General features: G+C 54.2%; 16 protein-coding genes. 14 read left to right on the forward strand and 2 right to left on the reverse strand.

Annotation, left to right across the window (positions count from 1 at the left end):
• Nucleotides 1-348: 348 nt before the first annotated feature.
• The 3 genes from Q1B27_RS03725 to Q1B27_RS03735 all read left to right on the forward strand — a co-directional run bounded on the left by Q1B27_RS03725 (nt 349) and on the right by Q1B27_RS03735 (nt 2,630).
• Entirely contained in the window at nt 349-735 is a 387-nt protein-coding gene (locus Q1B27_RS03725) for a nuclear transport factor 2 family protein (protein WP_299843780.1), read from the forward strand.
• A 36-nt stretch (nt 736-771) separates the two neighbouring features.
• Nucleotides 772-2,172 carry an FAD-binding oxidoreductase gene (locus Q1B27_RS03730; RefSeq protein WP_299843783.1) on the forward strand — a complete coding sequence of 467 codons (1,401 nt, stop codon included), beginning with the start codon at nt 772-774 and terminating at the stop codon, nt 2,170-2,172.
• Between the two features lie 89 nt (nt 2,173-2,261).
• Nucleotides 2,262-2,630: a cupin domain-containing protein gene (locus Q1B27_RS03735; protein WP_299843786.1), complete on the forward strand. Its 369-nt coding sequence runs from the start codon at nt 2,262-2,264 to the stop codon at nt 2,628-2,630.
• Nucleotides 2,631-2,924: 294 nt separating this feature from the next.
• On the opposite strand, the gene Q1B27_RS03740 is transcribed toward Q1B27_RS03735, so the two are convergent.
• Nucleotides 2,925-3,185, reverse strand: a complete 261-nt coding sequence (locus Q1B27_RS03740) for a hypothetical protein (RefSeq protein ID WP_299843789.1) — start codon at nt 3,183-3,185, stop codon at nt 2,925-2,927.
• Nucleotides 3,186-3,189: 4 nt separating this feature from the next.
• The gene (locus tag Q1B27_RS03745; RefSeq protein WP_085801239.1) at nt 3,190-3,843 is read right to left on the reverse strand and encodes an alpha/beta hydrolase; all 654 of its coding nucleotides are present in this window, start codon (nt 3,841-3,843) and stop codon (nt 3,190-3,192) included.
• Nucleotides 3,844-4,000: 157 nt separating this feature from the next.
• On the opposite strand from Q1B27_RS03745, the gene Q1B27_RS03750 reads away from it, so the two are divergent.
• The 11 genes from Q1B27_RS03750 (at nt 4,001) to Q1B27_RS03800 (ending at nt 12,315) form a co-directional block, all read left to right on the forward strand.
• The gene (locus Q1B27_RS03750) at nt 4,001-4,462 is read left to right on the forward strand and encodes an Rrf2 family transcriptional regulator (RefSeq protein WP_299843795.1); all 462 of its coding nucleotides are present in this window, start codon (nt 4,001-4,003) and stop codon (nt 4,460-4,462) included.
• Between the two features lie 116 nt (nt 4,463-4,578).
• Entirely contained in the window at nt 4,579-5,658 is a 1,080-nt protein-coding gene (locus Q1B27_RS03755) for a cysteine desulfurase family protein (RefSeq protein WP_299843798.1), read from the forward strand.
• An 18-nt stretch (nt 5,659-5,676) separates the two neighbouring features.
• Complete coding sequence (gene sufB, locus Q1B27_RS03760; protein ID WP_299843801.1) at nt 5,677-7,200, forward strand: Fe-S cluster assembly protein SufB; 1,524 nt, start codon at nt 5,677-5,679, stop codon at nt 7,198-7,200.
• A 4-nt stretch (nt 7,201-7,204) separates the two neighbouring features.
• Nucleotides 7,205-7,396 carry a hypothetical protein gene (locus Q1B27_RS03765; RefSeq protein WP_299843803.1) on the forward strand — a complete coding sequence of 64 codons (192 nt, stop codon included), beginning with the start codon at nt 7,205-7,207 and terminating at the stop codon, nt 7,394-7,396.
• 31 nt (nt 7,397-7,427) lie between these two features.
• Complete coding sequence (locus Q1B27_RS03770; protein WP_299843806.1) at nt 7,428-7,748, forward strand: heavy metal-binding domain-containing protein; 321 nt, start codon at nt 7,428-7,430, stop codon at nt 7,746-7,748.
• A 5-nt stretch (nt 7,749-7,753) separates the two neighbouring features.
• Nucleotides 7,754-7,894 carry a hypothetical protein gene (locus tag Q1B27_RS03775; RefSeq protein ID WP_299843809.1) on the forward strand — a complete coding sequence of 47 codons (141 nt, stop codon included), beginning with the start codon at nt 7,754-7,756 and terminating at the stop codon, nt 7,892-7,894.
• A gap of 74 nt (nt 7,895-7,968) precedes the next feature.
• Nucleotides 7,969-8,724 carry a Fe-S cluster assembly ATPase SufC gene (gene sufC / locus Q1B27_RS03780; RefSeq protein WP_299843812.1) on the forward strand — a complete coding sequence of 252 codons (756 nt, stop codon included), beginning with the start codon at nt 7,969-7,971 and terminating at the stop codon, nt 8,722-8,724.
• Entirely contained in the window at nt 8,724-10,010 is a 1,287-nt protein-coding gene (locus Q1B27_RS03785; RefSeq protein WP_299843815.1) for a SufD family Fe-S cluster assembly protein, read from the forward strand. The genes sufC and Q1B27_RS03785 overlap by 1 nt, the downstream gene beginning before the upstream one ends.
• Complete coding sequence (locus Q1B27_RS03790; protein WP_299843818.1) at nt 10,010-10,495, forward strand: YIP1 family protein; 486 nt, start codon at nt 10,010-10,012, stop codon at nt 10,493-10,495. The genes Q1B27_RS03785 and Q1B27_RS03790 overlap by 1 nt, the downstream gene beginning before the upstream one ends.
• Complete coding sequence (locus Q1B27_RS03795; RefSeq protein ID WP_299843821.1) at nt 10,492-11,091, forward strand: Yip1 family protein; 600 nt, start codon at nt 10,492-10,494, stop codon at nt 11,089-11,091. The genes Q1B27_RS03790 and Q1B27_RS03795 overlap by 4 nt, the downstream gene beginning before the upstream one ends.
• A gap of 3 nt (nt 11,092-11,094) precedes the next feature.
• Nucleotides 11,095-12,315, forward strand: coding sequence for a cysteine desulfurase (locus tag Q1B27_RS03800; protein WP_299843824.1), 1,221 nt, complete (start codon nt 11,095-11,097; stop codon nt 12,313-12,315).
• Nucleotides 12,316-12,459 lie beyond the last annotated feature (144 nt).

The following is a 12,459-nucleotide window of genomic DNA, read 5'->3' on the forward strand; positions in this document are numbered from 1 at the left end:
ACGTAGGTTCGGCCGACTTTTGCAGGGTGAGTCGGACCGTTTCCAGTGCCCAATTTCACTTTTGGTCGCCAACCGCGCGGTTATTGAACTATAGTGATGTCTAATTCCCACGGTAAATCGACGATTTTTTTATGTAATCCGCAAAACCAGGTGTCGCCAATCTGGCCTAATTTCAAAGTCAAACTGGCCCTATTGGATTGCCCGGTAAATGCCGTAGATGACGCTAGAAGTTACCATCGTCAAACCCCGCAAAAACGGGTTGATCAATGGCTCTGATCGAAGCGCGACCGCAAAGAAAGGCAGCGCTTGCCGACCCTGAAATCACACTGCTTTCCTGGAGAACTGGAAATGTCCAATACCCTGACCGCCCAAGACCTCTCTGACACATTCGATGCCTTCAACCGGCATGATGTGGATGGCGTCATGACCCATTTTGCCGACGATTGCGTATTCTACACCGTTGGCGGCCCCGAGGCCTATGGCGCGAAAATCGAAGGCGCCGAGGCGATCGCCAAGGCGTTCTCGGCCGTTTGGGCAGGCATGAAAGATGCCCATTGGGATCACCACAGCCATTTTGTGCATGGCGACCGCGCGGTTTCGGAATGGACCTTTTCGGGGACCGACGCCGAGGGCATGCGGGTCGAAGCGCAGGGCGCTGACCTCTTCACTCTGCGCGACGGCAAGATTGTCGTCAAACAAGCCCTGCGCAAATCGCGCCCACCTTTTAAAGTATAAGTAATCCTGCACTCTCTGACAGACTGGATGAGAAAAATGCCTGATACAATGCGACCCCGTCACTGGCCCAAGGCCACTTATGACCCCAAATACGATCCGATCATTGATGCGGGCCCTGGTCATAACCGTGACCATGCGCCAACCTATTGGATCGGAACCGCTGGCCCGTTGCCCGAGGATGACGGCCCTGTTTCGGGTGACATGGATGTGGATGTGGTTGTTATCGGATCTGGCTATACCGGTCTGTCAACCGCTATTCACCTTGCAAAAGAGCATGGTATCAAGGCCACCGTTCTAGAAGCTAACACGGTTTCTTGGGGATGTTCGACTCGCAATGGCGGACAGGCACAGATCTCGTCTGGGCGCCTGAAGCGGTCGCAATGGATCAAGCGTTGGGGAGTAGATGTCGCCAAGAAAATGCACGGTGAGGTTTGCGAAGCCTTTGAGCTTTTTAACGACCTGATCAACTCGGACGACATCGACTGTGATCCGCAAACCGGCGGGCATTTCTATATTGCCCACCGCGAAAAAGTCATGCCGAACCTTCAGGCCGAAAGTGACCTGCTGAACAAGACATTCGGCTACGGCTCGCGGGTCATGGGTCGGGATGAATTGCACGAGACATTCGTGAAGGACAACGAAGCAGCCGGCGCCATGTGGGAGCCGGACGGAACCTGCATTCATGCGGCAAAACTGGCATTCAGCTATGTGCGTCTCGCGCGGAAACTGGGCGCGACGATACACACTGCCAGCCCGGTCATGGGATGGAAGGTCGTCGACGGGGTGCATCACCTGACAACACCCGGTGGCACCGTGCGGGCCCGCGCCGTCGCCTTGGCGACCGCCGGATACACGCCCCCGGGGTTGAACTACCGCACCAAGCACCGGCTGATGCCGATCCTGTCGAATTCGATCGTGACACGCCAGTTGACCGATGAAGAGAAAGCAGAATGTGGTTTTCAGACATCGTCACCGCTGACCGACACCCGGACACTGCGCCATTATTATCGCTACCTGCCGGATGGTCGGGTGCAGATCGGCAGCCGCAGTGCCATCACCGGTCGTGATGCCGAGAACCCGAAACACTTGGCGTTGCTGCGCAAGGGGTTGCACCGCAAATTCCCGGCGCTGACGGATATCGACCTTGATTATTCCTGGTGGGGATGGGTTGACGTGAGCCATGATATGATGCCGCGGATATATCAGCCAGATCCCGACCGAACCGTCTATTACGCGATGGGTTACGGTGGCAACGGGGTCATGTATTCGGCGCAGGCTGGCAAACGGCTGGCACAGATCGTGGCAGGCAAGAAGATCGAAGTCGACCTGCCTATCTTCAATTCGCCGCTGCCAAGTCACGGCGTGCTGACACCGTTCCGCCGCATGGGCCAGCGCATCATGTATCCCTATTACTATGTCAAGGATGAGATCCTCTGAGCCCTCGACAGCTGGCGTAGTTATCAATGGAATGGGTCCGGTGTTCGCGCCGGACCCATATGGCTTGAAAGATGAAGGAGCAGGACAGAATGGGAAAATCCGTTATCAATTTCGCAACGCACGAGGGCCGCGCTGGACAGCGCCGCCTTGCTGATCTGCCTGACCGTGTGGTCGAAGGCGACCCACAGCATGAAACCGTGTCACATTTCGAAAGCGATGATGGCAGCGTTCTGGCTGGCACCTGGACCAGCACGCCTGGCAAGTGGCACGCTTTCACCGATCGCGACGAGTTCTGCTATATCATTTCTGGTCACTGTCAACTGATATCAGATGCGGGCGAGGTCCAGGATTTCCAGACCGGCGACGCGTTTTTGATCCCGAATGGGTTCAAAGGCTTCTGGAACGTTATCGAGACCACGACGAAACACTATGTGATCCGCGACTATGCAATTTCTTGATGCGTCTGACGGAATTCTTTTCAACGGTCGTTGCAACAACGTGAATACCGATCCCCGTCGTTACCGACGAGTGTGGACGCCCCGGAGCATCCGGCAAGTGCAAGCCCTGAGAGGGTGATGAGGAGAAGGAATTTTGAGCGCGGCATGGGTGCCTCCAGTCTGATCAAATAGCAGCGAAATGCTGTTTTCTGACCTTCATCTGGGGCGATTGCGTGATGAAAAAATATCTGATCGCCGCAAGGTGAAAAAAACCTCACGCCGGGTGACGCGGTCGGCATCAAAACTTGAGCGAATTTACGCTGATGTGTCGCCCTCGACCGGTTTCGCGCTGTCACGCTTGGCCTTGTAAGCCTTCACACGTTGAGTCAGCAGGGCCTTGGCCTTGATATTGGCACGGCGCACGCGGATCGAGGTCAGAAATGCCTCTTCCGCCGTCTGTGATGTCGCACCCAGCACCTTGACCAGGTCAGCGATAATATCCTCATCCCCGGTGGCGTCGATATACTTGATCGTATCGCTCGCCAGATCGTCGGCCATATCTTCGGTCACGCCCATGCGTTCACCGTGTGTTTTCGGTCAGACGACGTTTGACGTATGTGGTCACGTTGTCGATCATCGTGTCCATGTAAGGTTCTTCAAAAAAGTGGCCCGAGCCGTCAATCTCGGTATGGGTGATGGTGATGCCCTGCTGTTCGTGTAGCTTGTTCACCAGTGCCACGGTATCGGGTGGCGGCGCAACGCGGTCGTTCGAACCGTTGATGATCAGACCCGAGGACGGGCAAGGCGCCAGGAAAGAGAAATCATACATGTTGGCGGGAGGTGAGACCGAAATAAATCCGGTGATCTCGGGCCGACGCATCAGAAGTTGCATGCCGATCCAGGCGCCAAAGCTGAAGCCAGCCACCCAGCAATGTTTCGAATTGTTATTCATCGATTGCAGGTAGTCGAGAGCGGAGGCCGCATCTGACAATTCACCTACGCCCTGGTCGTATTCACCCTGACTGCGACCCACCCCACGGAAATTGAACCGCAGCACGGTAAATCCCATATTGTAGAAAGCGTAATGCAGGTTGTAGACAACCTTGTTATTCATCGTTCCGCCAAATTGCGGATGCGGATGCAGCACGATCGCAATTGGGGCGTCTTTTTCTTTTTGCGGATGATAGCGGCCTTCTAGACGGCCTTCGGGGCCGGGAAAAATTACCTCGGGCATGTTGTGCCTGTGTCTCCCATAAGAGGTGCCGGGATATTCTTGACGAAATCTCTCAAGCACCTTAGAACAATTCTAAGTTCCGGGCTGTGCCGGAAGCGCTGCAAGCGAGATAAGGCTTGTGTAGCGGCAGGTCAATCAATTCGCGGGGGAATGGGCCATGAAACTTAGCACCAAGGGCCGTTATGCCATGGTTGCGCTTGCTGACATAGCCCTGCAATCAGGTGATGCGTTGGTCACGCTTGGCGAGATTTCCAAACGCCAGGACATCTCTTTACCCTACCTCGAGCAGCTATTCGTCAAGTTACGGCGGGCTGATCTGGTGACGTCGGTTCGAGGCCCTGGCGGCGGCTACCGGCTGGCACGGTCAGCGTCGGATATCCGGGTGTCGGACATATTGGCAGCTGTTGATGAAACCGTTGATGCGCTACACAAAGGGGCAGGGGCTTCAGGTGCGGCATCGGGCTCCAAGGCGCAATCGATGACAAATCGGCTATGGGAAGGTCTGAGCGCCCATGTCTATGTGTTCTTGCACCAGACAAGGCTGAGCGATGTGGTCGGCAATGGATTGGCCCCCTGTCCAGCAGTGCCGCACCTTTTTGATGTGGTCGACGAAGAATGAGCGATTTGTGCAACAAAGGTATTGCGCCGTCTTCGGTACCATCGGGGGGTGCCCCAACCTGCGCGTACGTTGGGCGATCGTTATTCATCAAAGATAAAGGCTGGGGCCTGCTTTAGATGGGTCGGGTTTATCTGGATTATAATGCAACTGCGCCGCTGCGACCTGAGGCTCGCGAGGCAATGCTGCGGGCAATGGATGTGGTGGGAAACCCCTCAAGTGTGCATGGCGAAGGGCGCGCGGCTAAGGCAATCGTCGAGCGCGCGCGGGCGCAGGTTGCCAATGCCGTTGGATGCAAGCCGCAGGAAGTTGTTTTTACATCTGGTGCGACCGAGGCGGCGCGCGTGCTTTCAGTGCGTTCTATAGTGGGCTCTGTGGTTGTTCAGAATACAGCACATGATGCCCTATGGTCCTACGCTGCTTTTACGCCAGAGACTGAGCAACAACCTGACTCTGGAAATGTATTTGCGATGGGATTGGCAAACTCCGAGACGGGCGTGATCAGTGATTTGCCTGTGCGTGTTGAAGGTCAGTTTTGCGATGATGATTATCGAGCTGACCTGCTCTTGATCGACATCACCCAAGCTATTGGGCGCGTGCCGTTTTCGTTTGCCTGGTCAGGGGCCGATTTCGCGGTTTGCTCAGCGCATAAACTTGGCGGGCCCAAGGGGGTTGGTGCCCTTGTCGTAAAAGAGGGTCTTGATGTGTCTTCTTTGGCGTCTGGCGGTGGTCAGGAGATGGGCCGTCGTTCCGGCACCGAAAACGTTGTCGGCATCGCTGGCTTTGGGGCTGCGATTGACGCAGCGATGCGCGACCTTGCTGACGGGAAGTGGCAGCAAGTCGAAAAACTTAGAAACATTCTAGAATCATCTATTGAGGAATCGGCGAAAGAGACTATTTTTGTCGGGAAATCGGAAAAACGCCTGCCGAACACCTCTTGTCTGGCTGTTCCAGGATGGAAGGGCGAGACGCAGGTGATGCAGATGGATTTGGCTGGTTTTGCCATCTCTGCCGGCAGCGCCTGTTCAAGCGGGAAGGTGCGCGAAAGCCGGGTTTTGCGAGCGATGGGATATGACACAGAGATCGCGCGATCCGCGATCAGGGTAAGCCTTGGGCCCGAAACGACCGAGGATGAAATTTACCGCTTTGCCAAGACCTGGCTTAAGCAGTTGGACAAGCATCGCGCCCGCGCGGCGTGATACCGAGAGGAGATTAGCATGGCGGTACTTGACGAACCCCAAGTGAAAGAAGGTGTCGATCAGGAAACGGTCGATGCGGTACGTGAGGTTGGTGGCGCCTACAAATACGGTTGGGAAACCGACATCGAGATGGAGTATGCTCCCAAAGGGCTGACACCGGATATCGTGCGTTTGATCAGTGAAAAGAACGAAGAACCAGAGTGGATGACCAACTGGCGGCTGGAAGCCTATGAGAGATGGCTGACCAAGGAAGAGCCCGATTGGGCAATGGTCGACTATCCCGAAATCGACTTTCAGGACCAATATTACTATGCCCGGCCCAAGTCGATGGAGGTTAAGCCGAAATCGCTGGATGAGGTGGACCCAAAACTTTTGGCGACCTATGAAAAGCTGGGCATTCCACTGAAAGAACAGTTGATCCTTGCAGGTGTGGAGGGGGCGGAAAACGCGCCCGCTGAGGGACGCAAAGTAGCCGTGGATGCAGTGTTTGATTCCGTTTCTGTCGGCACAACCTTTCAGGCCGAATTGAAAAAGGCCGGTGTGATATTTTGTTCAATCTCGGAAGCGATCCGGGAGCATCCCGAACTGGTTAGGAAGTATCTCGGTTCAGTTGTGCCGGTCTCGGACAATTTCTATGCCACGCTGAATAGCGCGGTGTTCTCGGACGGATCGTTCGTCTATGTGCCGCCGGGGGTGCGCTGCCCAATGGAGTTGAGCACCTATTTCCGGATCAATGCAGAAAATACCGGCCAGTTCGAACGTACGCTGATCATTGCAGCCAAAGGCTCTTACGTCAGCTACTTGGAAGGTTGCACGGCCCCGCAGCGCGACACCTCGCAACTTCATGCGGCGGTTGTCGAAATCATCATCGAAGAAGACGCCGAGGTTAAGTACTCGACCGTGCAGAATTGGTATCCTGGTGACGAAAACGGCAAGGGTGGGATTTATAACTTTGTGACCAAACGCGCCGATTGTCGGGGCGATCGGGCTAAGGTGATGTGGACACAGGTGGAAACAGGCTCGGCGGTTACGTGGAAATACCCCAGTTGCATCCTTCGCGGGAATGAATCGCAGGGCGAATTCTATTCAATCGCCATCGCAAACAACTATCAGCAAGCCGATACCGGCACCAAGATGATCCATCTGGGAAAGAACACCCGCTCACGGATCGTGTCCAAGGGCATCAGCGCCGGCCATGCGCAGAATACGTATCGGGGTTTGGTGTCCATGCACCCAAAGGCAAAGGAAAGTCGGAACTACACGCAATGCGACAGTTTGCTGATCGGCGATAAATGCGGGGCTCATACGGTGCCTTACATCGAGGTCAAGAATAACTCGTCTCGCGTAGAACATGAGGCGACCACATCGAAGGTGGATGACGACCAGATGTTCTATTGCCGTCAACGCGGTATGGACGAGGAAGAAGCCGTCGCACTGGTCGTGAATGGGTTCTGCAAGGACGTGTTACAGGCGCTGCCGATGGAATTTGCGATGGAAGCACAACAGCTTGTAGCAATTTCGTTGGAAGGGTCCGTGGGCTGATCGAATGGCAGTTCCTTTATCCCAAAAGCTTGCAGCAGCGCTGCCCTATGTGATGCCGGTTGTTGGTGGTTTGATCGGGATCGCGTGGATTAACACAACGGCGCATGGCAACCCATTGTTGGGTATCGCGGTTGGTGCGCTGTCAGGGTGGGCAATAGCCTATTTACTGTTGAAACTTCTCGATCGCGGCGCGTAAGCGCAATGCATTCGTAATCTGGAGCCTGTTCATGATCATCACCACAACTCCGAGCGTAGAAGGGCGCAAGATAACTGAATATTGTGGCATTGTCGTTGGGGAGGCGATCATGGGTGCGAACGTCGTGCGCGACGTGTTCGCATCGATCACGGATATCGTTGGTGGTCGTTCCGGAGCGTATGAATCGAAACTGCAAGATGCGCGTGACACAGCCCTCTTTGAGCTGGAAGAGCGAGCGCGTTCCAAAGGTGCGGATGCGGTTGTAGGGGTCGATCTGGATTACGAAGTTGTGGGTCAGTCGATGTTGATGGTCAGTGCATCAGGCACGGCCGTGGTGCTGGCCCGGGAGTGACGCGAATGACCGTCAACGCAACCGAAGGAGGTCTGATGACGCGATTGGATTATCCGGCGCAAGAGGCCGCTCTCAGTAATGATGAGCGCACACGGCGCGAAGAAGAAACGGAATGGCAGATTCAAAAGATGAACGCCGCGAAATGAGTGCAGGCGAAGGCCTGAAAAAGAATTTCTGGGGCAAGTGAAGAGCTACCCCAAGACAGAAGGAAGTGAAGAAGATGCTGGAAATCACAGATCTACACGTTGATCTTGAAGAGGAAACCAAGACAATTCTCAAGGGTGTAAACTTGAGCGTTGAGGCGGGCAAGGTTCATGCAATCATGGGCCCTAATGGCTCGGGCAAATCCACACTCAGCTATGTTCTGTCAGGACGCGATGGATATGAGGTCACCAAAGGTGCGGCTTCGTTGGACGGCGAGGATTTGCTTGAAATGGAACCGGAAGAACGCGCTGCTGCGGGGCTTTTCCTCGCGTTTCAGTATCCGGTTGAAATCCCCGGTGTTGGCAACATGACCTTCATGCGAACAGCTTTGAATGCACAGCGTAAAGCGCGTGGTGAGGATGAAATGAGCGCTGCGGATTTCCTGAAAATGGTGCGCGAAAAAGCCAAGGATCTGAAGATTGACGCGGATATGCTGAAGCGTCCGGTCAATGTTGGTTTCTCTGGTGGTGAAAAAAAACGCAATGAAATCCTTCAGATGGCCATTCTAGAACCTAAGATGTGCATTTTGGACGAGACAGATTCGGGTCTGGATGTCGATGCGATGAAGTTGGTAGCTGAAGGGGTGAATGCCCTTCGCGGTGCGGGCCGCGGCTTTCTTGTGATCACTCATTATCAGCGCCTGTTGGACCATATCAAACCTGATGTCGTGCACATCATGGCAGATGGCCGGATCGTTAAGACCGGTGGACCGGAACTTGCGCTTGAAGTCGAAAACAATGGTTATGCCGATATCTTGGCGGAGGTGGCGTGATGTCATTGCCTCAGGCAAAACAGGACGCAACAGAGGCACGGCTGGTTTCGATAACTGGGCAGGGTGGCTCCGGTTGGTCGAAAGTTGCGCGCGATGCGGCATTAGAACGGGTCCGGTCAATGGGCCTGCCGACACGGCGTGACGAGTATTGGAAATTCACCAAACCAGAAACTCTGGTTCAAGTAGAAGCTCCGGAAGCAGCGCTGTTTGATGGTGACGACGCAATAATGTTTGACAGCGTTGATCGACTAAAGATTGTTTTCGTTGACGGTCAATACGATGCTGATGCCAGTGATGATCTGGCGCTTGAAGGCGTTACGATCGAAAGACTGTCCGAAGCGACGCAGGCAGATATTCATTGGGCAAAGGACGTCTATGGCGTGCTTGAGACCAATGGGCAGACACCGGTCGAACGCCCCCTTGCCGCTTTGAACACGGCAATGGCCAGCGATGGTATTCTGATGCATGTGACCGGCCGGGTCCGCAAACCGATCAATCTGATTTACAACCATAAATCCACGACATCAGATGCAATCCTGCATCACGTGATCAAGTTGGAAAGAGGCGCGGATCTGACTGTGTTAGAGACCGGCCCAGCCGCCGCGCGCTTTAATAAGACGATGGAAGTGGAGATTGCTGATGGCGCAGGCTTCCACCACGTTCGCGTTCAAGGACGTGATCATGAACGCCGTGCTGTCACCCACATGTTCGCTCGCCTAGGGGCAGAGAGCATATTCAAATCCTTCACAATGACAGCCAATGGTGTTCTGACCCGCAACGAATGTGTGATCGAATTGACGGGCGATGACGCTATCGCCCACGTGGCCGGAGCAGCGATGGGAGATGGTGATTTCCACCATGATGATACGGTGTTCATCACCCATGATGCAGAGCGCTGCGAGAGTCGTCAGGTCTTCAAGAAAGTGTTGCGCAACGGCGCCACCGGCGTGTTTCAGGGTAAGATCCTGGTCAAAGCGGGTGCTCAGAAAACTGACGGCTACCAGATCAGTCAATCACTGCTGCTGGACGAAGACAGCCAGTTTCTGGCCAAGCCTGAACTTGAAATCTACGCGGATGACGTAGTTTGCTCTCATGGTTCTACCAGTGGCGCAATTGACGAAGAGGGGCTGTTTTACCTTCGCGCCAGAGGGGTGCCTAAACCCATCGCGACCGATCTTCTGACATTGGCATTCCTTGCGGAAGCGGTCGAAGAGGTTGAAGACGAAGGTTTACGCGAGGAAATCAACGCTCAGCTCGTGGGCTGGCTGGAACGCAGACGGGGCTGATGCCTGTCGCCGCCGATATAGTAGCAACCTATCGCGGACCACGTCGGGTGATGCGACGCTTGCTTGGCTTGGGCGCGCGCGAAGACCGTGCGCTTGCTGTTTTGATGGCAGCTTGTCTAATCGTCTTCGTGGGTCAGTGGCCGCGTTTGGCACGCGAGGCGCATCTTTCCGGTCAGGAGTTGAACTCGCTTTTAGGGGGGGCATTGTTGGCGTGGATTTTTATAGCGCCACTTATGTTTTATGCTCTGGCCCTGATTAGCCATTTGGCGGCTAAACTGATCGGCGGGCAGGGGACGGGATATGGTGCACGCATGGCGCTTTTCTGGTCATTTCTGGCGGCAAGCCCCCTGATCTTACTACATGGATTGGTCGCAGGCTTTATCGGTCCTGGATTACAGTTGCAGATTGTGGGTGTGTTATGGCTAGTGATCTTTGGCTGGTTCTGGATCATGAACCTGCGTGAAGCGGAATGGGGCAAGGCATGAGCGAAGTGATCGATTTCAAAGGGCTGATACGTCAGTCACTCTTCGCGCCAGCGGATGCGGCTCGACTACTGCTGTCATTGCAGCTGCCACGTCAATGGTTGTGGATGGCGCTTGCGCTGATGTCGGTCCTTAATTCCATCGTCTATTCGATCGGCATAAGGCTTTCGGCACCGACTGATCCTACCGCAATGGCGATGATTCCACCTTTGTTTCAATCCCCATTACTGTTCACCATATTTCTCTTTGGCGGATTGGTGATCACGGTGTTCACCTTGACCTGGGTTGGTCAGAGCATGGGTGGCAAGGCGCAGCTTAGTGATATCTTGGTCGTCATTGCGTGGATGCAGGTACTGCGGCTTTTGTTCCAGGTGGCAGTAACCGTGATGGGTATTCTTTCGGCTCAACTGAGCGCGATGTTTGTGCTGGCCGGATCATTTTGGGGCATCTACATCCTGACCGGCTTTCTGAATACCGCACATGATTTTGGCAATTGGATCAAAGCACTTGGCGTGATGATTCTTGCGGGTATCGCCATGGCCATTGGTCTCACAATGATAATGACCGTTATTGGTGCCACTATTATGGGAGCAGTCTGAGAAATGATGGATCTCGAAAAAATCCGCGCGGACTTTCCTATTCTTAGCCGAGAGGTGAATGGAAAGCCTCTGGTCTATTTGGACAATGGCGCTTCGGCCCAGAAACCGCAGGTGGTGATAGATGCCGTGACCAACGCTTATTCGCATGAATATGCCAATGTACATCGAGGCCTTCACACACTCTCGAATATCGCGACCGAAAAATATGAGGCAGTGCGCGGGATCATAGCGCGGTTTCTTGGCGTGGCAGATGAAGATCAGATCATCCTAAATTCAGGGACAACCGAAGGCATCAACATGGTTGCTTACGGTTGGGCCATGCCACGAATGGAACCAGGGGACGAGATCATTCTGAGTGTCATGGAACACCATGCAAATATCGTGCCCTGGCATTTTCTGCGCGAACGTCAGGGAGTTGTTCTGAAGTGGGTCGATGTAGACGCTACCGGGGCTCTCGACCCGCAAAAGGTGATTGATGCGATTGGCCCCAAAACCAAGCTGATCGCGGTCACGCAGCTGTCGAACGTATTAGGTACGAAAGTGGATGTTAAGGCCATATGCGACGCCGCGCGCGAAATGGGTGTGCCTGTGCTCGTTGATGGCAGCCAAGGGGCCGTACATATGCCCGTGGATGTCGAAGATATCGGATGTGATTTCTATGCCATCACGGGCCACAAACTCTATGGTCCGTCAGGGTCAGGCGCGATTTATGTGCATCAGGACCGATTAGCAGAAATGCAGCCCTTCATGGGCGGTGGGGACATGATCAGGGAAGTTCACAAGGACGGCATCACCTATAACAGCCCTCCTATGAAATTCGAGGCTGGTACACCTGGCATTGTTCAGACCATCGGTTTTGGTGTCGCACTGGAATATATGATGAGTGTCGGCATGGAGGCCATCGCCGCCCATGAGGATGCATTGAGCGCTTATGCCGTGAAACGCTTGACCGGGCTTAACTGGTTGAATTTACAAGGCACAACAGTGGACAAGGCGGCGATTTTTTCATTCACGCTGGACGGGGCCGCGCACGCCCATGACATCAGCACCATTCTGGACAAAAAAGGCGTGGCGGTACGTGCAGGCCATCACTGTGCCGGACCGTTGATGGATCATCTTGGGGTTACTGCAACCTGTCGGGCATCGTTTGGCATGTACAACACCGAATCTGAGGTCGACACATTGATTGATGCATTGGAACTTGCGCACGAGCTTTTTGCCTAAGGTGAAGGCACCTGTTTGGCAACCCTGTTGATTTCATAAAAGTAAATAATATCAATATATTAAGCGTATTTTGGATGATTTGCTCTTCGGCTCAGCGTTGCAGCGTTGCAATCCCGGCACAGCTCCGCCTGTTTTTGCTCAACA

Source organism: uncultured Roseovarius sp. (assembly GCF_947489715.1).
Classification (GTDB): Bacteria; Pseudomonadota; Alphaproteobacteria; order Rhodobacterales; family Rhodobacteraceae; genus Roseovarius.

Coding starts and splice junctions, on each gene's coding strand:
- Q1B27_RS03725 (WP_299843780.1), top strand. CDS start 349: ATGTCCAATACCCTGACCGCCCAAGACCTCTCTGACACATTCGATGCC.
- Q1B27_RS03730 (WP_299843783.1), top strand. CDS start 772: ATGCCTGATACAATGCGACCCCGTCACTGGCCCAAGGCCACTTATGAC.
- Q1B27_RS03735 (WP_299843786.1), top strand. CDS start 2,262: ATGGGAAAATCCGTTATCAATTTCGCAACGCACGAGGGCCGCGCTGGA.
- Q1B27_RS03740 (WP_299843789.1), bottom strand. CDS start 3,185: ATGGGCGTGACCGAAGATATGGCCGACGATCTGGCGAGCGATACGATC.
- Q1B27_RS03745 (WP_085801239.1), bottom strand. CDS start 3,843: ATGCCCGAGGTAATTTTTCCCGGCCCCGAAGGCCGTCTAGAAGGCCGC.
- Q1B27_RS03750 (WP_299843795.1), top strand. CDS start 4,001: ATGAAACTTAGCACCAAGGGCCGTTATGCCATGGTTGCGCTTGCTGAC.
- Q1B27_RS03755 (WP_299843798.1), top strand. CDS start 4,579: ATGGGTCGGGTTTATCTGGATTATAATGCAACTGCGCCGCTGCGACCT.
- sufB (WP_299843801.1), top strand. CDS start 5,677: ATGGCGGTACTTGACGAACCCCAAGTGAAAGAAGGTGTCGATCAGGAA.
- Q1B27_RS03765 (WP_299843803.1), top strand. CDS start 7,205: ATGGCAGTTCCTTTATCCCAAAAGCTTGCAGCAGCGCTGCCCTATGTG.
- Q1B27_RS03770 (WP_299843806.1), top strand. CDS start 7,428: ATGATCATCACCACAACTCCGAGCGTAGAAGGGCGCAAGATAACTGAA.
- Q1B27_RS03775 (WP_299843809.1), top strand. CDS start 7,754: ATGACCGTCAACGCAACCGAAGGAGGTCTGATGACGCGATTGGATTAT.
- sufC (WP_299843812.1), top strand. CDS start 7,969: ATGCTGGAAATCACAGATCTACACGTTGATCTTGAAGAGGAAACCAAG.
- Q1B27_RS03785 (WP_299843815.1), top strand. CDS start 8,724: ATGTCATTGCCTCAGGCAAAACAGGACGCAACAGAGGCACGGCTGGTT.
- Q1B27_RS03790 (WP_299843818.1), top strand. CDS start 10,010: ATGCCTGTCGCCGCCGATATAGTAGCAACCTATCGCGGACCACGTCGG.
- Q1B27_RS03795 (WP_299843821.1), top strand. CDS start 10,492: ATGAGCGAAGTGATCGATTTCAAAGGGCTGATACGTCAGTCACTCTTC.
- Q1B27_RS03800 (WP_299843824.1), top strand. CDS start 11,095: ATGATGGATCTCGAAAAAATCCGCGCGGACTTTCCTATTCTTAGCCGA.